This window comes from Aliidongia dinghuensis (assembly GCF_014643535.1).
GTDB classification, from domain to species: Bacteria; Pseudomonadota; Alphaproteobacteria; order ATCC43930; family CGMCC-115725; genus Aliidongia; species Aliidongia dinghuensis.
In genome coordinates this window covers 258,180-285,103 of the sequence record NZ_BMJQ01000004.1, presented here as the reverse complement: position 1 = coordinate 285,103, position 26,924 = coordinate 258,180, and the positions used below count along the sequence as shown (strand labels likewise).

Sequence of the window (26,924 nt, the reverse complement as noted above, 5' to 3'; positions counted from 1 at the left end):
GAAGCGGCGGACCCAACTGAGGCGCACGAGCGCGGCCGGGCCGAATCACCCAGGCCGGACGCGTGCCGAAACCAGCACCCTTCCTAGGGAAGAACGGCCGCCCCGTCCATAGAGACTTCGGGCAGCCGCCCCTTGCAATTTCGCCAGGCAACGATCGATTGCGGGCCGGCGCTTAGGCGAGTCCGGCCCGCTTGCAGCCTCAGGAGGCCGCGCGCGGCTTCAGCACGTCGGCGAGCCCGATGCGGCGCAGCAGTTCCGCCCGCACCCGGTCGGCCATGCCGTTGACGACCTCGGCCCCGTCGTCCGACGGGTCGATGTGGACACGGAACGGCCGCTTGCCAAACGGCGCGTCCACGACCCGGACGATGGCCTCCGCGACGGCGGTTGCATCCGCTTCCGGCGGCTCGAGCGCCGCCAGCCCTTCGAGCGCCACCTTGGGCAGGTCGGCCGTCGGTCCCGCCGCATATTCCGCAGCCCGCGCCTGGTCGGCCGGCGCGCCGGCATGGGTGAAGTGGTTGGTGCCCTTGGTGAAGGCGCCCGGCACGATGATCGAGGTCTCGATGCCCCAGCGCGCAAGCTCGCCGGCGTAGCTGACCGCGACCGCGTCCATCGCCGCCTTGGCGGCGAAATAGGGCGCGAGGTAGGGCGGCGTGCCGCCGCGCGTACTGCTGGAGGATACCCAGACGAGCAACCCCCTGCCCTGGCGCCGCAGATGCGGCAGGGCCGCCCGGTTGACCCGCTGGGTCCCGAGCACGTTGATATCGTAGAGCGCCGCGAACTGTTCCGGCGTGAACGCCTCGGCCGGGCCAAACGCCATGTGACCGGCATTGTGCACGATCCCGTCGAGCCGGCCGGCTTCAGCGACGATGCGGGCGATCGCCGCGCCGACCGACGGCTCGGATGCGACGTCGAGCTCGATCGGGCGCAGATCGACGCCGTGCGCCCCGGCATATTGCCGCATGGCAGCGGCCTGCGGCGCGTTGCGGCCAGCGATCTCGCGCATGCTGGCATAGACCGCGTGGCCGGCCCGGGCGAGCGCCTCGGCGGCGAGCCGGCCGAAGCCGCTCGACGCGCCGGTGACGACGATGACGCTTTTCATGGGTCCCCTCCTTCCGATGTCAGATGATGCCGCCGTTGGCGCGCAGCGTTTGGCCGTTGATCCAGGCGCCGTCCGGCCCGGCCAGGAAGGCGACCGCCGCGGCGATATCGTCCGGCGTGCCCAGCCGCTCGAGCGGCGCCATCTTCGCGAGCCGGTCGACCAGTTCCTGCGGCTTGCCGACGAGGAACAGGTCGGTCGCGGTCGGGCCGGGTGAAACGGTATTCACCGTGATCGCGCGGCCACGCAGCTCCTTGGTGAGCACAGAGGTCAGCGCCTCGACCGCCGCCTTGGTCGCGGCATAGACGCCGTAGGTCGGCTGGTAGAGGCCGACCACACTCGACGAGAAATTAATAATCCGGCCGCCATTGCGCAGCCGGCGCGCCGCCTCGCGCAGCGTGTTGAACGTGCCTTTGATGTTGACCGCTATCAGCCGGTCGAACGCCGCATCCTCGACCTCGGCGATGGGTGCCAGGGTCATGATGCCGGCATTGTTGACCAGCACATCGACACCGCCGAACGCCGCCTCGGCCGTATCGAACAGGCGGCGGACCGCCGCCGGATCGCTGACATCGGCCTTGGCTGCACGGGCGCTGCCGCCGGCGGCCTCGATCTTCTGGACCAGCGCCTCGGCCGGCGCCGCGTCGCCCGAATAATTGACCAGGATCGTGAAGCCGTCCTTGGCGAGGCGCTCGGCGACCGCGGCGCCGATGCCGCGCGACGCGCCGGTGACGATCGCGACCTTGTTCGAGTGAGTGCTCATTCCCTTCTCCGTCGCCGCCGGGATGGCGGCCCGGGAAAAACATGAGCCTTCGCCCGATCTGGATAATCACCCTATGTTTGGCAATACTATTCGGGATTTCCGAATAGCGAGGCATCATGGACCGGTTCGACGCCATGCGGGTGTTCGCGCGGATCGTGGAGCGGCGCAGCTTCACACAGGCTGCGGCGGATCTGGGCCTGCCCCGCTCGACCTTGACCGAAGCGGTGCAGCAGCTCGAGGCGCGGCTGGGCGCCCGCCTGCTGCAGCGCACGACCCGGCACGTCGCCCCGACGCTCGACGGCGAGGCCTATTACCAGCGCTGCCTGGCGATCCTGGCCGACATTGAAGAGGCGGAGGCCGGGTTCCGCGACGTGAAGCCGCGCGGCCTGCTACGCGTCGACGTGCACGGCACGCTCGCCCGGCATTTCATGCTGCCCGCCCTGCCCACCTTCCTCGCGCAATATCCGGAGCTGGAGCTGCACATCGGCGAAGGCGATCGGCTCGTCGACCTGGTGCGCGAAGGCATCGACTGCGTGCTGCGTGCCGGCGACCCGCGGGACAGCAGCATGGTGGCACGCCGCATCGCCCTGCTCGACGAGGTGACCTGCGCCAGTCCCGATTATCTCGCACGGTTCGGCACGCCCGCGACGCCGGACGCGCTCGACGGCCACCGTATGGTGGGCTTCGTCTCGTCGGCGACGGGCAGCCCGCTGCCCCTGTCGTTCAGGATCAACGGCGCACAAAAGCCCGTGGTGCTGCCGGCCACCGTCTCCGTGACGGCCGCCGAGACCTTCGTGCTCGCGGCGAAACAGGGGCTGGGCCTGATCCAAGTGCCGCGCTACCACGTCGAGCGGGAGCTCGACGCCGGCACGCTCGTTCCGATCCTGGAGGCGTTCCCGTCCGAGCCCATGCCGGTCTCGCTGCTCTACCCCCACAGCCGCCAGCTTTCGCCGCGCGTCCGCGTGTTCATCGACTGGCTGATCCGGGAATTCGCCCGGCACAGCACGGACGGGCGGGTACGCTCCGCGGGTTTGACAAATCAATAACCATTGAGTTATGAATTGTCCATCGCTGACAGCCGGCCACAACCCGCGACAGGACGACCCCATGATCCGAACCGACGCCGACACCCGCTCCCTCGTCATCGAACGCGAGATGCCGCACCCGCCGCACAAGGTCTGGCGCGCGCTCACCGAGGGCGCGCTGCTCGAGGACTGGCTCATGAAGAACGACTTCCAGCCGGTGGTCGGCCATCGCTTCAACTTCCGCACCGAGCCGATGCCTCACTGGAACGGCATCCTCGAGTGCGAGGTGCTGGCGGTCGAGCCGGGCGAGCGCCTATCCTACAGCTGGAACACGACCGATGCGGCCGACGGCCTCAAGACCGTCGTCACCTGGACGCTGACACCGACGCAGGGCGGCGTGCTCGTGCGCATGGAGCAGTCAGGTTTCGGACCGCAGGACGAGCGCAATTTCCAGGGTGCCCAATACGGCTGGCAGCGCTATCTCACCGGCCTGGAACGGGTCGCGGCCAGCCTTACCTGATCTCCTCGCCTGATCTCTCAGCCGAGGCCGCCGGCGATGATCTTGGCCATGCGGATCGCCGCATGGTCGGTGAGTGACGCGATCGTATCCATCATCTCGCGCACCCATAGGGCGCGGTCGCGCGAGAATGGGCGCGACGGATCGCGGCCGCGGTTCAGCATGTCGAGCACCGCATTATCCCTGAGCGCCAGCTCGTCGTCGCGCTTCGTCCGCTCGCGCCGCAGCAGCATGCCGGCGATGCCGTCCAGCAGCATATCGATGGTCCGGCTCGCGATCAGCATCGTCTCGGCGCGCCGCTCGCCGCGCAGGATCTTGCTCTTGGTGATGCGCGCGATGCGGTCGAGCTGGGCCTTGTGCTGCGAGACGTCGAGCAGCGCCGGGATCGCCTCGCCCGCCAGCATCCGGTCGTGTTGGTCGCGCCAGACGTCGAGCGTGTCGGTAATGAGAGTCGAGATCGCCCGGGCGCGCAGATATGTGAGCTTGCGCTCGACGCCGACCAGGCCCGCATAGACGCCGGCCTCGAGATCGGCGAGCGGCGCCAGCAGCTCCTCGGCCTCGACGAACGGCAGGGAGCCGACCTGGACCGCATCTTCCACATCGACGATTCGATAACAGATGTCGTCGGCCGCCTCGGTCAGATATGCCAGCGGGTGCCGGCACCAGATACCAGGCTCGCGCTCGATCAGCCCCGTCGCCTCCGCCACCTCGCGGAACAGGTCGAGCTCGCTCGCGAAGATGCCGTATTTCATCGGATGCGGCCGCCGGTCCGGCGGCAGCACGCCCGACCAGGGATATTTCGAGAAAGCGCCGAGCGTGGCACAGGTCAGCTGCAGGCCGCCATTCGGCTGCCAGCCCTCGAGCCGGGTCAGCATGCGAAAGCCGAAAGCGTTGCCTTCGAACCGCGTCAGCTCCCACGCCCATTCCGGCGGCAGGCCGGCCAAGATCTCGGCCGCGATCGGGCTCGTCGTCCACCAGGCGGAAATCGCCTGTTCTCCCTGATGGCTGAACGGCGTCTGGCCGACGTCATGGCTGATGGCGGCGCCGGAGACGATATGGCCGACATCGGCGGCGGTCACACCTTCGGCCAGCCCGCGCTGGATCAGATATTGCCCCGCGATCTGGCCGAGGCTGCGGCCGACGCGCGAGACCTCGAGCGAATGGGTCAGCCGGTTGCGCACATAGTCACCCGGCTGATCGGACTGCAACGACGGCCCATGCACCTGCATCTTCGACTGCAGACGCCGGAACGCGCTGCAGAACACGAAACGATCGACGTCGATCTCGAACGGCGAGCGGTGATCGTCGGTCCGCCGCGGCGTGCGCTGCCCGAGGCGGCGGGTCGACAATAGCTCCTGCCAACGCATCATGTCCCTGGGTCCTATCCTCTTCGGCTGCACCGCTTCGACCCTAGCGCCAAGCAACCCTGCGCGTCGAGCAACCCTGCGCGGCGAACGCTTGGGTTTTCGACGACGCTGTCCTACAAACACGGGACGAGGCGCCCCACATATGGGCCGACTTGACACTCAGTCCCGATGTTCGGGTGGAGATATCGACGATGGCCGAAGGCGGCATGGCCGGAACCCGGCAGCTTCTGATCAGCGAAAGCGCAGCGCGGCGCATCCGCAAGGCCGCGACGGCGGAAGGGGCCGTCGTCGGAGCCTTCCTGCGCGTCGGCGTCTCGGGCGGCGGCTGTTCCGGCTTCCAGTACAATTTCGAGCTCTCGACCGAGCGGCACGAGGACGACCACGCGTTCGAACGCGACGGCGCCACCGTCGTGATCGATGATACGTCACTCGATCTGCTGGCCGGCGCCGAACTCGATTTCGTCGAGGACCTGTCCGGGGCGCAGTTCCATATGCGCAACCCGAATGCCAGCTCGTCGTGCGGCTGCGGCATGTCCTTCTCGATCTGACGCGTCTTCTGCGATGACTGGCCATCCGTAATGACTGGCCATCCATAATGACGGGCGGCCGACGCGCCCTCTGCTTAACGCTTGTCTGGCTGGCGGCCGCGCCGACGCTCGCGCTTGCGGCCGACCCAGCCGATCTCGTCGACGCGATCCGCACCCTCGATGCCGGCAACGCCACAATGAGCCTGCCGGTGATCGAGCGCTATGCGCTCGCCGGCAACACGACCGCCCAGAACGAGCTCGGCTGGGCCTACGAGACCGGGCACAGCGTGCCGCACGACAATCGCGAGGCCGCGAAATGGTACCGGCTCGCCGCCTTGGCCGGCAGCGCGTCCGACCAGAACAACCTGGGTCGCCTCTACGAATCCGGCCTGGGCGTGGCCAAGAACTATGGCGAGGCGGAGAAATGGTTCCGCCTGTCCGCGCTCCAGGGCTTCGCCATGGGGCAATACGACCTGGCATATCTGCACGACCGCGGCCTCGGCACGGTGCCGCCGTTCGCCGAGACCGTTGCCCTCTACAAGCAGGCGGCCGACCAAGGCCTGGCGGTGGCGCAATATCGCTATGCGCTATGCGCCGCCAACGGCCATGTGACGGCGCCCGACGCGGATGCCGTGGCGGTCGACTACCTGGGACGCGCGGCCAGCCAGGGCTACGCCCCGGCGCTCGACCTCCTGGGTCAGTTCCGCCAACGGGGACGCGGCGGCCCGACGAACGATCTCGTCGCGTTCGAACTCTACCGGCGCGGCGCCGAGGCTGGCGACGGTCCGGCGATGACCCATCTGGCCGCACTCTACGAACAGGGACGCGGCGTCGCGCGGAACTATGCCGAAGCCGCCCGCTGGTACCGGCGGGCGGCCGACTTGGGCGTGCCGCAGGCAGCCTATCGCCTGGGTGTCATCGTCGAGCAGGGGTTCGCCGACGGCCAGGCGAACCCAGCCGAGGCGGCGCGGTGGTTCCGCATGGCGGCGGACACGGGCAACCTGCCCGAGGCGCAGAACCACCTGGGCGTGCTCTATGACCAGGGTCGCGGCGTCGCGGCCGATCCGACCGAAGCCGCGCGCTGGTTCCGCCGGGCAGCCGCACAGAACCTTGCGGTCGCCATGGCAAATCTCGCGCGCGCCTATCAACTCGGCCGCGGCGTGCCGCCCGATCCGGCAGAGACGAAACGCTGGCAGGGGCTGGCCGCAAGCCATGGCTATCACGCGGCCGCCGTGCGGGCCGCACCGGAGGCGCCGGTCGCAGCCCCCGGCGACCTGCTGTCCGTTACCGGCACGCCGGTCTCTGCGACTGCGCGCGATGCGGCAACAGCCGACCGGCCGGCAGCGAGATAGCCGGCCACCACCAGGCGGGCAGCCCTGACCGGGCACAGGCGGAGTGCATCGCGGCTTGACCCTGCCGCCCGCAGGCGGCCATGGTGCGTGCCGATGCCAATTCCTTCATGCGCCGATTGTTCCGGCGCCGAGACTACGCCCGCAGGTCCGCCTCTCGATGACAGCTTTCGTCTCCTATGCGCAGAACTTTGAAGACGTGATGCTCTGGCGTGCCCTGAAGCATGTGGAGAAGGGGTTCTATATCGATGTCGGCGCGAACGACCCGACGGTCGATTCCGTGACGAAGGCGTTCTACGCCCGCCGTTGGCACGGCATCAACATCGAGCCCACCCAATTCTATTTCGACAGGCTGGCGCATGAGCGGCCGGACGACATCAACCTGCGCGTCGCCGCCGGCAGCGAGCGTGGCATGCTCACGCTTCACGAGGTCCCGCAGACGGGGCTGTCGACGCCCAGCGCCGATATCGCCGCGCAGCACCGACGCGAAGGTTTCGACGTCGACACCCTGGAAGTCGAGGTGCTGACGCTGAACGAGATCTGCGCGGCGCATGTCACAGGCGACATCCATTTTCTCAAGATCGACGTCGAAGGCGGCGAGCAGGCGGTCTTGCAGGGTTTCGACCTCGAGCGCTGGCGCCCCTGGATCCTGGTCATCGAAGCGACGCGGCCAAATTCCCAGGATGAGACGTTTGACGAGTGGGAGCCGCTCGTCCTCGCCCATCGCTACCGTTTCGCCTACGCCGATGGGTTGAACAGATTCTATGTGGCCGAAGAGCATGCCGAGCTGACGTCGGCCCTTCACTATCCGCCCAATGTGTTTGACGGCTTCACCACCAACATGCACGAGGCATCCGTCATCCGGATGCAGGAGTCGGAAGCGCGTGCCGCGCGCTCACGCCACGCGCTCCAGGATCAGATCGTCGCAACCAGGGCGGCGGAGGATCGGGCCCGTAAGTTAGAGGCTGATTTACGGACGCGCGCGAAGGCTTCGGAGGAAGAATCGCGGAAGGCGACCCTGCAGATCACCGAATTGAAAGCCCTGCTCAGGACCGAAATCGAGAAGGGCCGAATCAACTCGGACATGCTGCGCCAGCGCGAGGCGCAGCTTCAAGCGCCCCATCGAAGCCACTCATGGCGCATTACCGCCGCGCTGCGCGCCGCGACCTTCGTCGCGCGCGGGCGGGTGGGAAGCGCCCTCATTGAGGCCGGAATGCCGCCGGCGCGCGCGGAACGTCTGCAGCGTGTCGGTGGAACCGATGCCGGGTTTCTCAAACGCAGTTCCCGCGTGCTGTTCTATGTGGTCGCACGGGCCGCCGCCCGCCTCCCGGGGAGCGCCCGCGTCGGGGCGGGACTCGAGCGGATCATTCCCGGCCCGTGGCAATGGCTGCAACGACGGGACGCCGCCTATAAGGCCTCAGCCCTCATGGCGCCGGTCTATCGGGGCTTCGCCTCGACCCGCAAATTCCGCCAGCAATACTCACGATCGGCGCCGACGCACGGCATCCGACCCCACAAGGTTCACCAATTTCATTCCGGCTCGGCGGTTGGCGACGCAGTCACCAATTCGATGTTCCTAATCCAGGCGCAGCTTCGCGCCATGGGCTATGAGAGCGACATCTTTGTCGAGCATCGGGCTCCGGATCTCGCCGATCGCCTGCTGGAGATTGATGACCTGCCGCAGCACGCGGACTACGCGCTGATCGTGCATCATTCGATGGGGTATGACGCTTTTGGCCGGATCCTGGCTTTGCCAGTGCGCAAAGTCTTGATGTACCACAACATCACGCCGTCCGAGTTTCTGGACGATTCTCAATCGACGCGGGCCTACGCCGAATTGGGGCTGCGACAACTCGAGCAGCTACGACCACATGTATCTGCAGCCCTCGCCGCCAGCGAGTACAATGCTCTCGAGCTGCGTGCCTATGGGTATGACGCGCCAATTGCCTGCCCGTTGCTGTTTGACGCAAGCGCGCTCATCGCTAAAGCTGGCGAGCGGCCGAACCGACGGGCGAACGCGCCTTTCACCATCCTCTTCGTCGGTCGCGTCGTTGCCTCCAAGGGACAGGCCGAGCTGGTCGACGCCTTTGCGGAATTCCGCCGCGCATGGGGCGAGCCTTGCCGGCTCGTGCTGGTCGGGCGCGCGGCAGCGCCTGATGCTCCCTACCCGACGGAAATCTCTCGTCGAATAACCCAGCACGGCCTTCAGGACGAGGTATTCCTCACCGGACCGGTTTCGGACAGCGAACTGCACGCGTGGTACGGAGAGGCAGACGTTTATGTATCGCTGAGCAAGCATGAAGGATTTGGCGTGCCGCTCATCGAGGCGATGGCCCATGACGTGCCGGTAATCGCCTGGCCGTGCGGCGCCGTGCCCTACACGCTCGGCGGTGCAGGCGTGCTGCTGGCGGACCGCTCGCCCGGGACCGTCGCGGCCGCGATCCTCGACCTTGCAGCGTCACCCGAGCGGCGGCGAGAAATCGTCGCCCGGCAACGTGCAGTCCTGGATGGTTTCCGGCTCGAGCATCAGATGCCACATCTGGTCCAAGCCCTGCTCACTGCCGGCGCCGCATCGCCACGAGACGCGACCGTGTCGTCGGTAGTCGACAACATGCGCGTGGCCGTTACCGGGCATATCAACGGCACGTACAGCCTCGCGACCATAAACCGAATGATGGCGCTAACCTACGAGGCTCACGTTCCTGGCGCTGTCCGGATTATTCCATGGGAGAACGGGCCGGTCGACGACCTATCGGGCGTACCGTCTCGCGATGCTCAACAAGTGGCCGCCCTAGCATCGCGCCCAGCACCGCCGACCGGGCCAGAATTCGTCATCAGTCAGCATTACCCAGTCCTGGTCCCGGAAAACATCGGCAATGCAGCCTTCGCCTTGTTCGCTTGGGAGGAATCCCTCGTACCGCCAGCGACGATCGACACGCTCGCAGCGGGGTTCAACGGGGTCTTCGTCCCGGCTGCCTCGGTCGCGAAGGCACTTGTCGATTCGGGCTTGCCGATCCCGGTCCGAACGACAGGCCAGCCGCCCGATCTTGATGAGTTTTACCGTCTCGGTCTGAAGCGGCGCGCTGCCCGGCACGAGGACGGGCACTTTACGTTTCTCCACGTATCCTCCTGCTTCCCTCGCAAGGGCGTGGACGTGCTGCTGGCAGCCTACGCTCGCGCCTTCCGCAAGACCGACCACGTCCGCCTGGTCATCAAAGGGTTCCCGAACCCCCACAATGACGTTCCGGAACAGATTGAGGCGCTGCGTATTCGCGATCCGGACGTGGCCGAGATCGTCATGATTAATGAGGATCTGGATATTGACCGGATGCTCGAACTCTATGCGGATGCAGATTCCCTGGTACTGCCGACCCGCGGAGAGGGTTTCAATCTTCCGGCAGCGGAGGCCATGGCCGCAGGCGTTCCATTGATCGTGACGGGCTACGGCGGGCACTTGGATTTCTGCAAGCCGACCGAAGCGCGTTTCGTCGACTTTCGTTTTCAACCTTCGGGCAGCCACGTGGCCGTGTCGGGATCAGTCTGGGTCGAGCCGGACCAGGATGATCTCACGGCCGCCCTGCGAGAAGCGTTCGAGGACGGCTTCAGCGGCGGGTCTGCCGATCGTGCTCGCCGTGCTCAGGCGGCCGTGCGCCGGCGGCTTGATCACAAAGATTGGGTCCGTCGCGTCAGAGCGGCGGCAGTCGAGGCTCTGACGGCGCCGCCGTCGCAGCCATTGCGGGTCGCGTGGATTTCAACCTGGGGCGTCCGGTGTGGCGTCGCGGAATATTCTCGCTTTCTGATGGACTATCTTGCCCAGCCGGATGGCGGGCGGACGGCGCCCATGCTCGTTCTGGCTGACGGGCGCACCCCTCCATCGACCGAGGCAAACGGGCTTCATATCGATCCAAGCTGGGCCCTGGCGGATTCCGACAGCCTGGACGACCTTGCCAGGGCCGTCGCTGCCGCGGACTCCGATGCCATTGTCATTCAACATCAACCAGGCTTGATCTTGTGGCCGGATCTGGCGCACTTGCTCAAGGATCAACGGATTCGCAACAGGATCACCGTCGTCACCCTTCATGCGGCATTGCATCTGCTCGATCTGCCGGAAGAGGAGCGCAGCAATGTCGTCGATGCGCTCAGAGGGACCACTCGTATCCTGGTCCATCGCGTGGCGGATCTGAACCTGCTCAAAGACCTGGGACTGACGGCGAACGTTACCCTGTTCCCGCACGGCGTACCGCCTCGCGCACCGACTGCGGCGGCTCGCCCCCTGACGCCCAGCGATGCACCTGTCATCGGCTGCTACGGCTTCTTCCTGCCCGGCAAGGGCATCCCGCGCTTGATCGAGAGCGTCGCACAACTGCGGCAGGCTTGGCCGAATTTGAAGCTCCGGCTCGTCAATGCCGAGTACCCCGCACCAGAATCCGCGGCGGAGATCGAGCGCTGCCGCCAGCTGGCGGCTGCACTCGGCGTGAGCGATGCGATCGAATGGGACACGGCGTTCAATCCGCACGAGACGAGCATGCGGCAACTCAGCAGCTGCGACCTCCTGGTGCTGCCGTACGACGAGAGCAAAGAATCGGCCAGCGGCGCCGTGCGGATTGCGCTGTCGAGCGGTGTGCCGGTGGCGGTCACGCCAACGGCAATCTTCGAGGAAGCCAACGATGCCGTGCATCGCTTCGCTGCCATTGATGTGGCGGCAATGGTGAGCGACCTCGATCAATTGCTGCGCGATCAGCCACGCCGGGCACATCTCCAAGAGATCACCGCCGCTTGGCTCGCGGAGCGGTCTTGGGACATTCTCGCCCGGCGGCTGAAAGGCATGCTACACGGACTACGTGCCAGCAAGTCGCTCAGGGCGCCGCTCCCGCTCGAAGACATCGACGTCGAGCATGAGGGGGCGACGGCTGCCGAGGAATCCTCCGTCCCTGCGCTCGTGAGGTGACAAAGCAACGTCTCGAACAGGCGCGCAGGGGAAGCCAAATGAAGATCGCCAGCTGGAACGTGAATTCGCTGAAGGCCCGCCTGCCGAACGTGCTGGCGTGGCTCGAGGCGGCGCAGCCCGACGTCGTCTGTCTGCAGGAGATCAAGTGCCAAACGGCGGATTTCCCGCGGCTCGAGATCGAGAGCGCCGGCTACGAGGCGCATGTGCTGGGCCAGAAGAGCTACAATGGCGTGGCGCTCTTGTCGCGGCAGCCGATAGAGGACGTGCTCTACGGCCTGCCCGGCGATCCGGCCGACGAGCAGGCGCGCTATGTCGAGGGCACGGTCGCGGGCGTGCGCATCGCCTCGCTCTATCTGCCGAACGGCAATCCGGTCGGCACCGAGAAATATCCCTACAAGCTCGCCTGGATGGACCGGCTTTATCACCATGCCAGAGGGCTGCTCGCGACCGAGCAGCCGTTCGTGCTCGCCGGCGACTACAACATCTGCCCGACCGACGACGACGTCTATGACCCGGTCGGCTGGCGCGAGGATGCGCTCTGCCGGCCCGAAAGCCGCGCCAAGTTCCGCTCCCTCCTCAACCTCGGCCTGACCGAGGCCTATCGCCTGTTCCACGACGAGCCGCATCGCTACTCGTTCTGGGATTATCAGGCCGGCCGCTGGTATCGCGACGAGGGCCTGCGCATCGACCATTTCCTGCTGTCGCCCCGGGCGAGCGACCGGGCGCAGGGCTGCGAGATCGACAAGGAGCCGCGCGGCCGGGAGAAGGCGTCGGACCACACACCGGTCGTGCTCGACCTGGCGTAACCAGCTCAGCCGATCGCTTTCAGCCGATCGCTTTCAGGCCATCGCGGCGCAGCTTGTCGGCATCGTCGGGATTGCCGGCAAGCTCGGTCATGCGCACGGCCCAGTACATCTGCTGTTGCGCCGTATCGCGGGGTGGCGCTTCGCTGTCGGCAGCCCGCAACGCGGTGAACAACCCGTCGGCCTTCTGGCGCACCTCGCCGACAATGCCGCCCAAGGCGCCCTCGACGGCACGGTCGAGCCCGATATGGTTGGCGAAGGTCTGGCACTTGCGGAGCGCCAGGATATTGTTCTCGGTCTCGACCTGTGCCTCGAGGCCGGCGCCGGGGCCTTCCGCGATCGCAACGGTGACGGCGCCCTTCGCGGTGTCGACGACCTGGCTCACGGTCTTCTCGGCGCTCTTGCGCATTTCACTCAACTCCCGGCGCGCCTGCGGGTCGTTCTTGAGCGCTCGCTCGGCCGCGACGACGCCCGTTACCAGCGAACGGGCACTGTCCGCGAGGCCGACCAGGTTCGCGCGGTCGGTCTCGGCCATCTGCCGGGCCCGGTCACTGATCTCGGTCATGACCAGCCGAGAGAGGCGCATGTAGACCGCGGATTTGTCGGTCGCCGCGAGCCCGAGCGTCATGCCCATGATGCTCTCGAGGAAATCCGCCCGCTTCGCCATGCGCACCATGGCGATCAGCACCATGACATAGACCTTCTGGGCGTCGCCGCCGGTGCTGTCGGCGATGATCCGGCGGATCTGGCCCATCTGCTCGTCGGCGAGGCCGTGGATCGGCCGAGGCGGCAGCTCGGCCTTCAGCCGCTCGACCGCCGGGGCGAGTTCGAGCAGCGTCGCGACCTCGATCAACTCAGGGAGCAGGCCGGCATGGCTCCCCAGCATCGCCTTCGCGGCTCCCTGGTTGCCGGCGACGGCGGCGATGATCGCCGCGGCCCACGGCCACAGCTCCTTCGCAACGGCCGCCTGGGTCGCCCGGTCGTCGGCCTTGGCGCGGCGGAGCGCGTCTTCGAACCGCTTGCGCGTCTCCGCATCACCGGTCTTGACCACCTGCCGCCAGACCAGCGCCACCAGATGCCGGGGCAACAGACCGTTGTTCGGCGGCGCCCCGTCCGGCACCAGCAGGTCCTCGAGCGGCTGGTAGAACAGGCGCTGCAGGTTCGGCTTGCGCCCCGGCCTGAGCTTGGCAAGACGCGGGCGGACATGGTCGAGGATCCGCTGCACGCCCGGCTGCTCGTGCACTTCTTCCAGGAGGCGGGCGATCTCGCGGAATTTCGCCTCGGAAATATGTTCGAGCGGCCGCTCGAGATCGTGCATGGCGGCGGCTGCCTTGTCGCTCCCGCCCCCACCGGTATTGCTGGGATCGCTCATGCCGTCGCCCTCGCCTTGATCTGCTCGATGCGGGAAACGAGCTCGACATCGTACTTCCCGGTACGCCAGTCGACATGGGCCTGCAAGCGCGTGTGCCGGAAGATCTCGCAGCGCCTGCCCAATTCGCTGCCGTCATCTTCGGTTTCGCTCCGCGGAATGAGCGGCAGCACCCGCATGAGGTTGGTGACGCCGTCGCGCTGCACATCGACCGGCTGATCGGCCACGCTGCGCCACAGCTCCATGACGGTCTCCCAGCCGTCGAGCAGCCACGACAGCCGGCCGGCCAGACGGCGCGCTTGCGGCCCTTCCGCCGCCCAGTTGCGCACGACCTTGCCGATGTCGCTGACCGCGACATCGAGCCTGCGGAACATCTTGCCGGCGAGATCGAGCGTCAGGTCGGCGACGCCCGCCGCGAACGATGCCCCCTCGGCCATGTCGGACACATCCTGCTCGGCCCACTCGGCGATCGACTGGCGAAATTCGCCCAGACGCTGCAGCATCTGCCGAAGCCGGGCTTCCTGCCGGGAAATCGCAAGGCCGACCGGGGCCAGCGCCCGGCTAAGCTCGCCGATCCGATGATAGACCTGGTCGATGTCGGTGCCGTACTCCCCGGCCGCCTGGGTCAGCATCGCCTTGGTCTTGCCGCGCCATTCGTCGGTCTCGGGATCGGTCTCGGTCAGTTCCCGGGTGGTCATGCCGGCCGAGGTCAGGAGCGCCAGGATCAGCAGGATATGGGTTTCGTCGATCTTCTTCCGGTCCGCCGCGATCGCCTGCCTGGCCGATTCGGCGGCCAGAGGGCCGGCGAGCCCGGTCGCCGCCACCTTGAAGGCCGCCGCCCGCATCTCGTCCGGCGAGGTCGCCTTGGCCGCCAGGATCTCCTCGTGCAGCGCCCGGTCGTGGGTCGACATGCCGCCGATCTCCTGGACCGCGCTCCAGGGCACAACATAGGATCCCTCGGTGCCGACGAAACTCGGCAGCAGCAGAACCAAGCCGTGGCGCTCGTCCGGACGGACGCGGCTCAAGACGAACATTGGCGTCGTGAAGGGCGCGGCCGTGCCGCGCTCCTCGAAAGTCGACGGCAGGTAAAGGCGGTTCTGTTTCAATAGGCTCTCGGGATCACCCGCGGGCCCGCGCCCGCTCCACGCGGGCTAGCATGTCGGTTCGAGCACAACCGAGACAAGGGCCTTGAACGGCCGCCGTCGCTGCCTCAGCCCTTATCCTCGGTCGCGGGCGGCGGATAGCGGTGGGACTGCCCACGGAAATCCGTGACCAGCCAGTGCCCGGCCGTATCGCGCGCAAGGAAATCCGGTCCGATCGGTGCCTTGCCGTGCCCGCCTGGAATGTCCAGTACATAGGTCGGCTGGCACAGGCCTGAGACCGCGCCGCGCAGCGCGCGCACGAGCGCCTGGCCTTCATCGATCGACGTGCGGAACTGCTGGGTGCCCGGCGCCAGGTCGCCGTGATGCAGGTAATAGGGCTTGATCCTGAGCGCCACCATGCGGCGCAACAGGGCCGAGAGCGTCGCGACATCATCGTTGACGCCCTTCAGCAGCACGCTCTGGCCGATGAGCGGGATGCCGGCCTGGGTAAGGCGCCGGCACGCCGCGGCCTGCTCGTCGCCGAGCTCCCGCGCGTGATTGGCGTGGACCGCGACCCACACCGCCTTGTCGGTTGCCAGTGCTGCGACCAGGGCGGCGTCGATGCGCCCGGGATCGACGACCGGCACGCGGCTGTGGAAACGGATGACGGCGACATGCGGCACGGCCGAGAGCGCGCGGACAAGCTCGCCCAAGCGCCGCGGCGACAACATGAGCGGGTCACCGCCGGTGATGACGACCTCCCAGACCTCGGGATGGTCGGCGATGTAGCCGATCGCGGCCGCGAGCTCCGCCGGCGTCAGCGCCTCGCCGCCCGGCCCGACCATCTCGCGCCGGAAGCAGAACCGGCAGTAGACCGGGCAGGCGTGCGACGGCTTCAGCAGCACCCGGTCGGGATAGCGGTGGACGATGCCCTTGACCGGGGAATGGCTGTGATCGCCGATCGGGTCGGCCAGTTCCTCCGGCCGATGGTCGAGCTCGGCCTCGTCGGGCACGAACTGCCGGGCGATCGGGTCGTCCGGATCTGTCGGATCGACCAGATCGGCCATCGCCGGCGTGATCGCGATCGCATAGCGCGCAGCGACCCGTTCGAGGGCTGCGAGCCGGTCGGCCGGCGCCAGCCCGGCTTCGACCAGTTCGTCGGGACGGCGCAGCGGCCGGTTTCCGCCGGTCGGCAGGATCGCAGGATCGGACATGATCCCTTGTCCTTAAGCCCGCGCCGGCCATCCGACAAGCGCCGCCCTGACAAGGGAGGCATCCAGCTGCTTGTCGTTGGTCCAGAAAATTTGTACGATGTATTATCTTTAACCTTCACACCCGCCGCCAGGAGCCCAGATCCCATGCCTTCCCTGATGTCGCCCGAGGAATTGAAGGCGACGATTCCGACCGGCCTATTGTCGTTCCCCGTGACGGACTTCGACGGGGCCGGGGATTTCGACGCCAGATCCTATGCCGCCCGACTCGAATGGCTGTCGGCCTACAAGGTCTCCGCGCTGTTCGCCGCCGGCGGCACGGGCGAGTTCTTCTCGCTCACCCTGCCGGAATATAGCCGGGTCGTAGGATCGGCGGTCGAGACCTGCCGCGGCCGGACGCCGATCATCGCCGGCGCCGGCTACGGCACGCGCATGGCGATCGAGTACGTGCAGGAGGCGGAGCGGCTCGGCGCCGCCGGCGTGCTGCTGCTGCCGCACTATTTAACCGAGGCGAGCCAGGAGGGCTTGAGGGCCCATATCACCGCGGTCTGCCGGGCGACCAAGCTCGGCGTCATCGTCTACAACCGCGCGACTTGCCGGCTCACGGCCGAAACCATGGTGCGCCTCGCCCAGGACTGCCCGAACCTGATCGGCTTCAAGGATGGTGTCGGCGAGATCGAGGCGATGGTCTCGATCTGGAATACGCTCGGCGACCGGCTGACCTATCTCGGCGGGCTGCCGACGGCAGAGGTCTATGCCCAGGCCTACAAGGCCATGGGCGTGCCGACCTACTCCTCGGCCGTGTTCAACTTCATCCCCAAGACCGCGCTCGAGTTCTACGACGCGGTCATGGCGGACGATCACGCGACCTGCGGCCGGCTGCTGCGCGAGTTCTTCTTCCCCTATCTCGCCATCCGCAACCGCCAGCCGGGCTATGCGGTCAGCATCATCAAGGCCGGTGCCGCCGTGGCTGGCCATCCGGCGGGCTCGGTCCGCTCGCCGCTGTCCGACCTCAAGCCCGACGAAACGGCTGCGCTCGCCGCCCTCATCGCCAAGCTCGGGCAGCAATGATCGAATCCGGTGCGGGCACGCCACCCGCACCGGGCCTCCATCAGCACGACCTCAGACCGGCGGCTTGTACCGGCCGTCGACAACGGTCCAACCGCCGTCGGCATAAAGCGTCGTGCCGGTGACATAGCTCGCCGCGTCGGACGCAAGGAACACGATCGGACCGGCCATCTCATAGGTCTCGCCCCACCGGCCGAACGCGGTGCGCGAGGCATAGGCCTCCTTCCAGGCCGGATTGTCCCGGATCACCGCGTTGATCGGCGTCGCGATGATGCTGGGGGCGAGCGCGTTCACCCGCACATTATGCTCGGCCATCTCGCTGGCCAGCCCCTTGACCAGCAGCGTGATCGCGGCCTTGGTCGAGCCATAGATGCTCTGGCCCGGCTCGACGCTGGTGCCGCGCATCGACGACATCAGGATCATCGAGCCGGACTTCTGCGCCGCCATGACCTTGGCAACCGCCCGGGCGACGCGGAACGTGCCCTTGAGATTGAGGTCGACGACCCGGTCGAACTCCTCGTCCGTATAATCGGCAAGCCGCTTGCGGATGTTGATTGCCGGCATGTCGAGCAGAACGTCGATGCGGCCTTCGGCGGCCTGGACCGTCGCCACCAGCCGATCGACGCTCGCCGTGTCGCGCACGTCGACGACATGGGCCGAGGCCGTTCCGCCGCGCTCGGTGATGAGGGCCACCGTCGCCTCCGCCTTGGCCTGGTCGACGTCGGCGACGGCGACGCGCGCGCCATGGGCGGCGAGCGCCAGCGCCCCCGCCTCGCCGATCCCCGAGCCGCCGCCGACGACCAGCGCGACACGGCCGGTGAGGTCGAACAGCGCACGATAATCGGGATGCTCGGCCATGCTTCGTTCCTCCAATTGGGGTTTCCTTGTACGACAACAGACATATGGTAGGATTGGAACGACGGCAAGTCCTCGCCGGCCGCTTGCCAGCCGGCGGGACCGCCGCCCATAAAGCATCGACAACTGGCGATATTCTCCAAGGACCTCCCCGCCCATGCCTCCCCTGTTCGGCCGTTCCATCGAGCACCGCCAGCGCGACAGCCTGACGACCCAGGTGCTGCGCGACCTGTCGGCGCGCATCGAGAAGGGCGAGTTGAAGCCGGGCGACCGCCTGCCGACCGAGCGGGAGCTGATGGCGCTCTATGGCGTCAGCCGGACCGTCGTGCGCGAGGCCGTGTCGAGCCTTCGCTCGTCCGGCCGGATCGCGACCCAACAGGGCCGCGGCGCCTGGGTGCTCGACCCGCCCTCCTCGCTCGGTTTCCAGCTCGACGATGCTGACCTCAGCACCGTCAAGGACGTGCTGCAGGTGATGGAAATCCGCATCGCGCTCGAATCGGAAGCGGCGGCACTCGCAGCCCAACGGCGCACGAGCGAGCAGCTGACGGCGCTGCGCCAGGCGTTCGACGCGCTCGAGGCGAGCCTCAGCCGGCCGGACAGCTCGGCCGAGCACGACGTGCGCTTTCATCAGGAGATCGCGCGCGCCACCGGCAATCATTATTTCACCGAGCTCTACGGCCGGCTCGCCCCGCGGCTCGTGCCGCGCGCCCGGCTCGACCTGTTCAAGAACGATCCGGAGGGCAAGGTCGCCTATCTGCAGCGCATCCAGCAGGAGCACGCCCAGATCCAGCAGGCGATCGCGCGCGGCGATGCCGAGGCCGCGCGTGCCGCCATGCGCCTGCATCTGACCAACAGCCGGGAACGGCTGCGCGCCGCCCTCGAGCGGCGCGGCGCAGAGCCGGCCGAGAGTTAGGAACCAAGCCCCGTCAGGCGACCGCCACGCAATCGACCTCGATGTCGAACGGTCCGCTCCACTCCGGCACGCAGACGAAGATGCGAGCCGGCGGATCGACCGGGAAATAGCGGGCATAGATCGCGTTCACCGCCGCAAACTTCTCGGCGGACGTACAGAACACATTGCATTTCAGGACATTGTCCACGCTTGTTCCCGCCGCTTCGAGGCACAGCTTCAGCTGGTCGAGCACCAGCTCCGCCTGGCGCTCGAGCGGAACCTGGGCGATCTCGCCCGTTGCCGGATCGAACGGCGGCAGCCCGGAGACGAAGACCAGACCGCCACCGCGCGTGACGGCCGACGCCGGTGCGCGGAATCGCTCAAGATAGGTCGAGATCGGCTCGACGCGGATCACTTCTCGTTTCATCGCCCTTCCCCGGATGCGGCTTGATGATCGGGAAGGCGATGATGGCGGCGGCAGAGCCGCCGGTCGAGGCGAGACGCTTCGTTCGCGGACGAAGCATGGCACCCGACCCGAAACGAAAACGGGCCGGCAGTGCCGACCCGCATGTCGCGATCTCGAGCGGCCGCCGCGCTACTTCGCAGCGCGTGCCAGCCGTTCGATCTCCTCGCGCACCAGGCGCTCCACCATGCCCGGCAGGTTCCGGTCGAGCCAATCCTGCAGCTGCGGCCGCAGCAGCTCCCTGACCAGCTCCTCGAGCGTGATGGCGCCATTGCCCAGATAGACGTCGCTGTCGCGGCGCTCGCGTACGCGGCTGTGCATGGCGGCAAAGGCAGCGGTCGAGGCGGCGGCAGTCGCCCGCGATACCAGCCCCTCCGTCGGGTCCTCCGGCATCTCGAAGCGGCGCGGCTGGAACAGCGGCTCCTCCGGCTCGTAGGGTGCTTGCGGCTCAGGCTCCGGCTCGTCCTCGACCACCTCGGTCAATTCGAGCACGTCATCCTTCATTGCCGCTACCGGTGCCGGCGCAGAGATTGGTTCCGGCTCGGCGACATGCAGCGGCGGCGGTGCCGCAGCCTCCTCGGCCGGCTTCTCCGCATCATTGTCCTCGGCGATGATCCGACGGATCGATGCGAGGATCTCCTCCATCGAGGGTTCTTGTTGACCTTTGGCCTCGGACATTAGCGCTCACACCCGTGCGAAAAGCAGGCTTGGACTGTAACGTTCGGCGAGAAAAACGCAAAGGGAAGCGTTCCCCGGCGGCAGGCTTCGGAAACCAGGACTATTCGGCGGAGCCGAAGCCGACCCATTTGTCGCGAACCTCGTTGAAATTCTTGTCGGGCTCATAAAGTTCGACCGGCAAGCCCAGATTTTTTGCGGTGAGTGCGCCGATCGCCGAGGCGAGCGACAGTTCGGCGACGATCTCGTCATGCTGCGAGGACACGAGATTGACCCGCGACTGCAGCAGCACCTGCTCGGCGTTCAGGATGTCGAGCACAGTGCGCTGGCCGACCGCGGCCTCCTGGCGAGTGCCGTCGAGCGAGATCTCGTTGGCCCGGATCGCGGCCTGCAGCGACGTGATCGTCGCCCGGTCCGACAACATCTGCTCCCAGAAGGATGCGGCGGACTGGACGGCGACGCGCCGGGCGTCGTCGACCTGGCTCTTGCGCTGCGCCACGGTCTGCTTCGCCTGGCGGGTCTGCGAATAGATGGCGCCGCCTTCGTAGAGCGGCATCGTGACCTGGGCCACGACCTGCGCGTCGTCCGCGCGCAGGCCGGCGGTGTTCGTCGAATCCTTGGCGTGCTGCCACGAAGCGGTGAGCCCGACCTGCGGCAGGAGCTGACCGCGGACGACGTTGACGTTGTCTTCGCTCGCCTGCTGTGCGAACTGGGCGGCGATGACGTTCGGGTTGCTGGTCGAGGCCAAGTCGACTGCCGCCTCGCGCTTGGTCGGCAGCGGCGGCAAACCGGTCGGCGCCACAAGCTTGCCCGGGGCAATGCCGACGTCATGCTCGAACGCGGCGCGATCGACCTGCAGCGCGCCCTCGGCGGCCTGGCGGGTCGCAATCGCCTGGGCGTAGGACGCCTCGGCCTGCGCCACGTCCGTCCGGGTCACCTCGCCGACCCGAAACTGGTCCTGGGTCTGCTCGAGCTGCCGCTTCAGCACCTGCTCGTTGTTGATGTCGAGATCGACCGTCGCCTGGTCGCGCACCACGTTCATATAGTCCGTGGCGACGGTCAGCATGATCGTCTGTTCTTCCGCGACGAGACGCGCCCGCTCGGCCTGGACCAGGTTCAGCGCCTCGGCGGTCTGGGCGACGGTGCGCCCGCCGCGATAGAGCGGCTGGGTGATCGAGACGCCGTAGGTCTGCGGGTGGCTGTTCGAGCTGCCCGAGACGTCGGCCGTCTTGCCGGTCGGCTGCCCCAGCACGTTGGTCACCGCCTCAGGCGATGTGCTGTCGACGTGGGTATAGCCCTGCGAGGCCGACAATTGCACGGTCGGGCGCCAATTCGCCAGCGCCTGCGGGACGCCTTCGTCGGTCGCCCGCAGATTGGCCCGCTCGGCCAAGAGCTGCGGATTGCTCTGATAGGCCTGCACCAGGGCGTCCTGCAGCGTCTGGGCCGCGGCATGGCCCGGCTGCAGCCCGGCCGCCACCCCCAATGCCACGATGGAGACGGCGCCGACATGACGAAGGTGCGGCACCCGGCGGTTCGGCGTGGTCGGCATCAGTAGACTCCCATCGTCGGTTCGATCTCACGTGCCCACGCGTCGATCCCGCCATCAAGATTGATCGCATTGGCGACGCCGTTCTGCCTGAGCCAGGACATTGCCTGGTAGCTCCGCATGCCATGGTGGCAGACCACGACGACCGGCCGATCCGTCGGCACCTCGCCGACGCGCGCCGGCAGGCTCATAAGCGGAATCGTGAGTGCGTCGGGAAACCGAGCGATCTCCAGTTCCCAAGACTCCCGGACGTCGAGGATGACGAGCGCCTCGCCGGCACGGCGGCGGCGATCGAGTTCGGCGACCGTGACGCTGACCGGTTGGTCCGTCATGACCGGGATCAGAAGACGAAGGCCGGCGCCGGCTCGAAGCCGGGCAGCTCGGCAACGGCCGCGTCGAACAGCACCCGGCGCGAGAAGCCGCCCGGACCGCGCTCGATCAGCACGGCCTGGCCGACCGATGCCTGGCCGATAGCGCCCTCGCCCGTCTTAACCACGCCGACGAGGCGGCCGCCTTCGGCCAGTTGCTGCGTCAGCGCATCCGGCAGGTGCCTGACGGAGCCCGCCAGCAGGATCACGTCATAGGGCGCCTTCGCCGGGTGTCCTGCCGCGGGATCGGCGACGATTTGCGTGACGTTGCCCGTGTTGCAAGCAGTAAAGGCCGCGCGCGCGGCCTCGGCGAGGGCGGCATCGGCCTCGACCGCGACGACGCCCTGGACGAGGCGCCCGAGGATCGCCGCGTCATAGCCGGCGCCACTCGCCACGACGAGCGCCTGCTCGGTCGGGCGCGGTGCCGCCGTCTGCAGCAGGCGCGCCAGCACCATCGGCTCCATCAGAAAGCGATTGCCGCCGACCGGCAGGTCCTCGTCGATATAGGCGGCCCCCCGCAACGCCTCCGGCACGAACAGTTCGCGCGGCACCTCCAGAAAGGCGCTCAGCACCGCGGGATCGGTCACCTTGTTCGGTCGAATCTGGCTTTCGACCATATTCATGCGAACCTTGGCGTAATCGGTCATGTCAGGAATCTGCGCTCGGCGCCAGAACGGCGACTTTGAAATCATCAGGAAAACGGCAGCAGCCGCCCGTCGCGAGGGCGGTGCAGCATCTTGCTCGCCGGCAAGGTATAAAGCCGGATCGCACGGAAAACAATGCGATCCCCAGCTATTCCGTCGGCCCTCCACCGCGCGCAGATCGCCTTTCCGCCGGAGCCGCTTGACCCGCCCCTGGTTTGGCGCCTATATCGTCGCCTCCCACGGGTGGCCGGATGGCAGAGTGGTTATGCAGAGGACTGCAAATCCTCGTATCCGAGTTCGATTCTCGGTCCGGCCTCCACCCGTTTCCAGCGAGCATCGTCACCGCCGCAACGCGATGACCGGGAAACCGGCCCTGCCGCGATGATCCTGGCGCAACTCAGCGATCCTCACATCTGCGCCCCGGGCGAGCGGCTGTTCGGTCGGGCCGACACGACGGCGGCGCTTGAAGAGGCGATCCGCTGCCTCGGCCATTCGCCGACGCCGCCCGACCTGGTCGTCATCACCGGCGACCTGACCGAACGCGGCCGTCCGGAGGAATATGCGGAGCTGCGCCGCATCCTGGCCGCGCTCGCCGCCCCGTTCGTCGTGCTGCCCGGCAACCATGACCGACGCGCACCCTTGCGCGCAGCCTTCGCCGACTTGGGCGTCCTGCCCGCCACGGACCTGTTCGCTTATACGGTCGAGTCCTTTCCGGTGCGGCTGATCTGCCTCGATTCCCTGATCGAGGGCATGGGGCGGGGCCGGCTCGGCCCAGAGCAGCTTGCCTGGCTCGACCATAGGCTGACAGAAGCGCCGGCGCGCCCGACGGTCGTGGCCTTGCATCACCCGCCCTTTCCGACCGGCATCAGCCATGTGGATGCCGTCGGTCTCGAAGACGCCGACGCATTCGCCGCCGTCATCGCGCGCCATCGGCAGGTCGAGCGCGTGATCGCCGGCCATGTCCATCGCGCCATGCAGCGCCGCTGGGCCGGGACCATCGCCAGTACGGCGCCCAGCTCGACCCACGCCGTGACGCTCGACCTCCGGCCCGGCGCGGCCGCTGCTTATATATATGAGCCGCCGGCTCTGCAGCTGCTGCATTGGGAGGACGGCATCGGGCTCGTCGGCCATATCCTGCCGATCGGGCGGTTCGACGGTCCCTATCCTTATGGCAAGTGACCGACTATTTTTCCGATTCGCGAAGCCTTTGGGAAACCGATCGGGCATTTCAGCGTTCGCATGAAGCAATCGGATTCGAGAGAAATGCTCAGCCCACGAGCCATGCGTTGCGAACGCGGCCTGCATGACGGAAAAAATCCTTGGTGCCACGCGGGGAGGTCGCTATAACCCGCGGGCGCTCAACGGCGCACCGACCGTTCCGGGGTAGCTCAGCGGTAGAGCAATCGGCTGTTAACCGATCGGTCGTCGGTTCGAATCCGACCCCCGGAGCCATCGTCGGCGGTGCCCTCTTCCTACGGAGGCCACACCTGCCCGAACCTTGCGCTTCAACCGCGAAGCATCAATGCATGACCCGCCCGGCCAGAGTATGGCCGGGCCGTCGCACCGCGGTCTCCGTTCTCCTCGCCATTCTCGTCGCCGGGTGCGCAAACAAGCCTGCCCCACCCCCGCCGGCCACGACGCCCGAGCCCCTTACCGAGGCGCCCTCCCAGCCGCCGGCCAAGGTACCAGTGCCCAAGCGAAAGCCATCGCCGCCGTCGGAGCCGGCCAATGCAACCATCGGCACGCCCGAACCGTTGCACCCAGAGCCGACGATACCGCCGACGCCGACCCCATCGCCCGCCACCGGTCCGACGGTCGTCACGCTCGACGGGCTCGAGGCATCCGCGGTCGAAGCGCGCTTGGGGCCGCCGCAAGCACAGGCCGATTCGCCGCCCGCCGTCGTCTGGCGCTATGCTGCCGACGACTGCGCCGTGGACGTCTACTTCTATCAAGATCTCAAAAGCGGCGCGCTCCGCGCCCTATTCGTCGATGTAAAGGGTGATGACCGATCCGATCAGCGACGTGATGTCTGCCTCCAGCGCCTTGTCGAGCGTCATGCAGCCGATGCGCCTCCTCCTCGTTGACGACGATGACTTGTTCCGCGAGTCCCTGGGCCTCAATCTCGAGGATGAGGGATTCAGCGTGACGAGCTTCTCCAACGGGCCCGATACGCTTGCCTTCTTCGCCAATGGCGGGACGGCCGACGTCCTGCTGCTCGACTGGCGCATGCCGAGCATGGACGGGCTTGCGGTCCTGCGCGAGATCCGCCGGCGCGTCATCACGATCCCGGTCATCTTCCTGACCGCGCTCAGCGACGATTTCTATGAGGAAGCGGCACTCGAGGGCGGTGCTGTCGATTTCATCGACAAGTCGCGCCGGCTGTCGATCATTCTGAAGCGCGTGAAGCTCATCGCCCAGGGCGTGCGGCCCGTCACGTCGGACCAGGACCCGAAGCGGCTCAGCACGACCGACTATGGCCAACTCACGCTGCGCGGCGACACGAGCCGCGCGCTCTGGCGCGGCGAGACCGTCGAGCTCACGCTCACCGAGTTCAACATCGTCCAGCTGCTGGCGAGCCGCGCCGGCGAAGACGTGCATTACCGCGACATCTACGACCTGGTGCATGGCAAGGATTTCGTCGCCGGCTACGGTGCTGAAGGCTATCGTGCGAACGTGCGTACGTTCATCAAGCGGATCCGGAAGAAGTTCCGCGAGGTCGATCCCGAGTTCGACGGTATCGGCAACTACGCCGGATTCGGCTATCGCTGGATCGCCAATGAGTGAAACGAAGGACCCGATACCGGCCTGGCCGCGGTCCTATGAAGCCGGCAGCGCCGGCCATCGCATGCGCCCCCATCTCAGGGTCGCGACGAAAGCTGCCCTTCTCGGCGCGATCTTCCTGATCGTCCCGGTCCTGATCTATGCGCAGTTCCTGTCCGCCGACCAGGAAAAGCGGGCGCTCGTGACCGCGAGCGTCCGCGAACAGGGTCACACGGTTGCGGCCGCCCTCACCCCGACCCTGACCCAGCCGGGACCGGCCAACCTGCCGGCGATCGGCCGCGAGCTCTCCCGTTTCGCCAATCCGCTGACCACGATCAAGCTCTTGTTCCGGCCGGTCTCGAGCGGCGTCGGCGGCTTCTACTATGTCGCGACCTCGGCGCCCGAACCGTCGGAGGAGCTCGAGGCCGAGCGAGCGAGCCTTGCCCAGCAGGGCGTGCTCGGCCGGCTCGACGAGAGCTGCAGCGGCGACGTACCGATCGAACAGCGCTACACGGCGCCCGACGGGCACGACGAGGTGGTGAATTCGCTGATCCCGATTCAGTCGACCTCCGGCTGCTGGGCGCTCGTAACCTCACTGTCGGCGTCGTCGCTGCCCGGCCTCTCGCTTGGCCGGCCCTATTACGATTCGCCGGAGATCCGTTTCGCCGGCGCCATCTATCTGTTGATGGCGCTCCTCACTTTCACGACCTTCTGGAGCATCTGGCGTGGCCTCGGCCGCTTCGCCGAGCGGGCGCGCCAGATCCGGGCGCGCGAGGTGCAGGGGGCGAGCTTCCTCGTACGCAACACGGTGCCGGAACTGGCGACGGTGGCCGAGGAATTCGACCGGATGGTCGACATGCTGCAGGATTCGGCCCGCGACATCCGCCGTGCCGCCGAGGACAATGCCCACGCGTTCAAGACGCCGATCGCCATCATCCGGCAGTCACTGGAGCCGGTCGCGCGCAGCCTGCCGGAAGACAATACCCGCGGCCATCGGGCGATCGGCCTCATCGAGCGGTCGCTCGACAAGCTCGACGGGCTCGTCGCCTCCTCACGCCGGCTCGACGAGGCGACGGCGGACCTGCTCGACATGCCGCGCATCGAGCTCGACCTCGCCCGGCTCCTGGAGCGGGTGCTGGGCGCCCACAGCGACCTGTTCCACGAGCGCGGCATCGTGCTCGAAGCGAGCCTCGACGCGCATGTGCCGGTCCGCGCCAATGTCGAGATGCTGGAAACCGTGTTCGAGAACATCATCGAGAACGCGATTTCCTTCGCCAAGTCCGGCGACAGGATCGAGGTGCGCCTTGCCATCGTCGGCGACTGGGCCGACCTCACCATCGCCGACTCCGGCCCGGGTGTCGCCCCGCAGGACCTGCCGCGCATCTTCGACCGCTATTTCTCCTCGCGCCCCGATCTGCCGGACAACGGCGACCAGAGCGTCCATTTCGGCGTCGGCCTGTGGATCGTGCGGCGCAACGTCGAGGCGCTGGGCGGCGGCGTCACGGCGGAAAACCGGATGCCGGCCGGGCTGCTCGTCCGGATCCGCCTGCCGATCCGCCGCGCCCTGACGCAAAAATGACGCGCGATAGGCGGCCG

The 26,924-nt window shown here is 67.3% G+C and carries 23 protein-coding genes and 2 tRNA genes; 13 read left to right on the top strand and 12 right to left on the bottom strand.

The genetic code is table 11. From position 1 onward, the window contains the following. Nucleotides 1-199: 199 nt before the first annotated feature. Nucleotides 200-1,099: an SDR family NAD(P)-dependent oxidoreductase gene (locus tag IEY58_RS09570; RefSeq protein WP_189044990.1), complete on the bottom strand. Its 900-nt coding sequence runs from the start codon at nucleotides 1,097-1,099 to the stop codon at nucleotides 200-202. A gap of 19 nt (nucleotides 1,100-1,118) precedes the next feature. Beyond that, nucleotides 1,119-1,859, bottom strand: coding sequence for an SDR family oxidoreductase (locus IEY58_RS09565; RefSeq protein ID WP_189044988.1), 741 nt, complete (start codon nucleotides 1,857-1,859; stop codon nucleotides 1,119-1,121). Nucleotides 1,860-1,975: 116 nt separating this feature from the next. Here IEY58_RS09565 and IEY58_RS09560 point away from each other — a divergent pair, with 116 nt between their 5' ends. Then, complete coding sequence (locus IEY58_RS09560) at nucleotides 1,976-2,905, top strand: LysR family transcriptional regulator (RefSeq protein WP_189044986.1); 930 nt, start codon at nucleotides 1,976-1,978, stop codon at nucleotides 2,903-2,905. Between the two features lie 61 nt (nucleotides 2,906-2,966). Beyond that, entirely contained in the window at nucleotides 2,967-3,404 is a 438-nt protein-coding gene (locus IEY58_RS09555; protein ID WP_189044984.1) for an SRPBCC family protein, read from the top strand. Between the two features lie 17 nt (nucleotides 3,405-3,421). Here the strand turns inward: IEY58_RS09555 and dgt are convergent, their stop codons facing one another. Continuing rightward, on the bottom strand, nucleotides 3,422-4,771 hold the full coding sequence (dgt, locus tag IEY58_RS09550; protein WP_189044982.1) for a dGTP triphosphohydrolase: 1,350 nt from the start codon (nucleotides 4,769-4,771) through the stop codon (nucleotides 3,422-3,424). 188 nt (nucleotides 4,772-4,959) lie between these two features. Between dgt and IEY58_RS09545 the strand changes: the two genes are divergently transcribed. The 4 genes from IEY58_RS09545 to IEY58_RS09530 all read left to right on the top strand — a co-directional run bounded on the left by IEY58_RS09545 (nucleotide 4,960) and on the right by IEY58_RS09530 (nucleotide 12,398). Continuing rightward, nucleotides 4,960-5,316, top strand: coding sequence for a HesB/IscA family protein (locus IEY58_RS09545; protein WP_229743610.1), 357 nt, complete (start codon nucleotides 4,960-4,962; stop codon nucleotides 5,314-5,316). 47 nt (nucleotides 5,317-5,363) lie between these two features. After that, nucleotides 5,364-6,647: a tetratricopeptide repeat protein gene (locus IEY58_RS09540; RefSeq protein ID WP_189044980.1), complete on the top strand. Its 1,284-nt coding sequence runs from the start codon at nucleotides 5,364-5,366 to the stop codon at nucleotides 6,645-6,647. 157 nt (nucleotides 6,648-6,804) lie between these two features. Next, on the top strand, nucleotides 6,805-11,592 hold the full coding sequence (locus IEY58_RS09535) for an FkbM family methyltransferase (RefSeq protein WP_189044978.1): 4,788 nt from the start codon (nucleotides 6,805-6,807) through the stop codon (nucleotides 11,590-11,592). A gap of 38 nt (nucleotides 11,593-11,630) precedes the next feature. Beyond that, the gene (locus IEY58_RS09530) at nucleotides 11,631-12,398 is read left to right on the top strand and encodes an exodeoxyribonuclease III (RefSeq protein ID WP_189044976.1); all 768 of its coding nucleotides are present in this window, start codon (nucleotides 11,631-11,633) and stop codon (nucleotides 12,396-12,398) included. Between the two features lie 19 nt (nucleotides 12,399-12,417). On the opposite strand, the gene IEY58_RS09525 is transcribed toward IEY58_RS09530, so the two are convergent. The 3 genes from IEY58_RS09525 to IEY58_RS09515 all read right to left on the bottom strand — a co-directional run bounded on the left by IEY58_RS09525 (nucleotide 12,418) and on the right by IEY58_RS09515 (nucleotide 16,060). After that, a complete protein-coding gene (locus IEY58_RS09525; RefSeq protein WP_189044974.1) occupies nucleotides 12,418-13,767 on the bottom strand; it encodes a hypothetical protein in 1,350 nt (449 codons plus the stop codon). Next, nucleotides 13,764-14,870 carry a hypothetical protein gene (locus tag IEY58_RS09520; protein WP_189044973.1) on the bottom strand — a complete coding sequence of 369 codons (1,107 nt, stop codon included), beginning with the start codon at nucleotides 14,868-14,870 and terminating at the stop codon, nucleotides 13,764-13,766. Before IEY58_RS09520 ends, IEY58_RS09525 begins: the two co-directional genes overlap by 4 nt. Nucleotides 14,871-14,974: 104 nt before the next feature. Next, a complete protein-coding gene (locus IEY58_RS09515; protein ID WP_189044971.1) occupies nucleotides 14,975-16,060 on the bottom strand; it encodes a lysine-2,3-aminomutase-like protein in 1,086 nt (361 codons plus the stop codon). A 144-nt stretch (nucleotides 16,061-16,204) separates the two neighbouring features. On the opposite strand from IEY58_RS09515, the gene kdgD reads away from it, so the two are divergent. After that, complete coding sequence (kdgD, locus tag IEY58_RS09510; RefSeq protein ID WP_229743609.1) at nucleotides 16,205-17,128, top strand: 5-dehydro-4-deoxyglucarate dehydratase; 924 nt, start codon at nucleotides 16,205-16,207, stop codon at nucleotides 17,126-17,128. 51 nt (nucleotides 17,129-17,179) lie between these two features. Here kdgD and IEY58_RS09505 read toward each other — a convergent pair whose 3' ends face one another. Further along, nucleotides 17,180-17,983 carry an SDR family NAD(P)-dependent oxidoreductase gene (locus tag IEY58_RS09505; protein WP_189044969.1) on the bottom strand — a complete coding sequence of 268 codons (804 nt, stop codon included), beginning with the start codon at nucleotides 17,981-17,983 and terminating at the stop codon, nucleotides 17,180-17,182. Between the two features lie 154 nt (nucleotides 17,984-18,137). Here IEY58_RS09505 and IEY58_RS09500 point away from each other — a divergent pair, with 154 nt between their 5' ends. Next, nucleotides 18,138-18,893, top strand: coding sequence for a FadR/GntR family transcriptional regulator (locus tag IEY58_RS09500; protein WP_189044967.1), 756 nt, complete (start codon nucleotides 18,138-18,140; stop codon nucleotides 18,891-18,893). Between the two features lie 13 nt (nucleotides 18,894-18,906). Here the strand turns inward: IEY58_RS09500 and IEY58_RS09495 are convergent, their stop codons facing one another. The 5 genes from IEY58_RS09495 to IEY58_RS09475 all read right to left on the bottom strand — a co-directional run bounded on the left by IEY58_RS09495 (nucleotide 18,907) and on the right by IEY58_RS09475 (nucleotide 22,571). After that, nucleotides 18,907-19,299, bottom strand: a complete 393-nt coding sequence (locus IEY58_RS09495; RefSeq protein WP_189044965.1) for a RidA family protein — start codon at nucleotides 19,297-19,299, stop codon at nucleotides 18,907-18,909. A gap of 168 nt (nucleotides 19,300-19,467) precedes the next feature. Then, nucleotides 19,468-19,980 carry a DUF2497 domain-containing protein gene (locus tag IEY58_RS09490; protein ID WP_308422404.1) on the bottom strand — a complete coding sequence of 171 codons (513 nt, stop codon included), beginning with the start codon at nucleotides 19,978-19,980 and terminating at the stop codon, nucleotides 19,468-19,470. Between the two features lie 133 nt (nucleotides 19,981-20,113). Next, nucleotides 20,114-21,559: a TolC family outer membrane protein gene (locus IEY58_RS09485; RefSeq protein ID WP_189044961.1), complete on the bottom strand. Its 1,446-nt coding sequence runs from the start codon at nucleotides 21,557-21,559 to the stop codon at nucleotides 20,114-20,116. Next, complete coding sequence (locus IEY58_RS09480; protein WP_189044959.1) at nucleotides 21,559-21,888, bottom strand: rhodanese-like domain-containing protein; 330 nt, start codon at nucleotides 21,886-21,888, stop codon at nucleotides 21,559-21,561. Before IEY58_RS09480 ends, IEY58_RS09485 begins: the two co-directional genes overlap by 1 nt. 8 nt (nucleotides 21,889-21,896) lie before the next feature. Then, the gene (locus tag IEY58_RS09475; protein ID WP_189044957.1) at nucleotides 21,897-22,571 is read right to left on the bottom strand and encodes a protein-L-isoaspartate O-methyltransferase family protein; all 675 of its coding nucleotides are present in this window, start codon (nucleotides 22,569-22,571) and stop codon (nucleotides 21,897-21,899) included. 242 nt (nucleotides 22,572-22,813) lie between these two features. On the opposite strand from IEY58_RS09475, the gene IEY58_RS09470 reads away from it, so the two are divergent. The 5 genes from IEY58_RS09470 to IEY58_RS09450 all read left to right on the top strand — a co-directional run bounded on the left by IEY58_RS09470 (nucleotide 22,814) and on the right by IEY58_RS09450 (nucleotide 26,907). After that, a tRNA-Cys gene (locus IEY58_RS09470) sits at nucleotides 22,814-22,887 on the top strand. A gap of 62 nt (nucleotides 22,888-22,949) precedes the next feature. Beyond that, nucleotides 22,950-23,747, top strand: a complete 798-nt coding sequence (locus IEY58_RS09465; protein ID WP_189044955.1) for a phosphodiesterase — start codon at nucleotides 22,950-22,952, stop codon at nucleotides 23,745-23,747. A 198-nt stretch (nucleotides 23,748-23,945) separates the two neighbouring features. Next, a tRNA-Asn gene (locus tag IEY58_RS09460) sits at nucleotides 23,946-24,020 on the top strand. A 549-nt stretch (nucleotides 24,021-24,569) separates the two neighbouring features. After that, nucleotides 24,570-25,352, top strand: a complete 783-nt coding sequence (locus tag IEY58_RS09455) for a response regulator transcription factor (RefSeq protein WP_229743608.1) — start codon at nucleotides 24,570-24,572, stop codon at nucleotides 25,350-25,352. Next, a complete protein-coding gene (locus tag IEY58_RS09450; RefSeq protein WP_189044953.1) occupies nucleotides 25,345-26,907 on the top strand; it encodes a sensor histidine kinase in 1,563 nt (520 codons plus the stop codon). Before IEY58_RS09455 ends, IEY58_RS09450 begins: the two co-directional genes overlap by 8 nt. Nucleotides 26,908-26,924 lie beyond the last annotated feature (17 nt).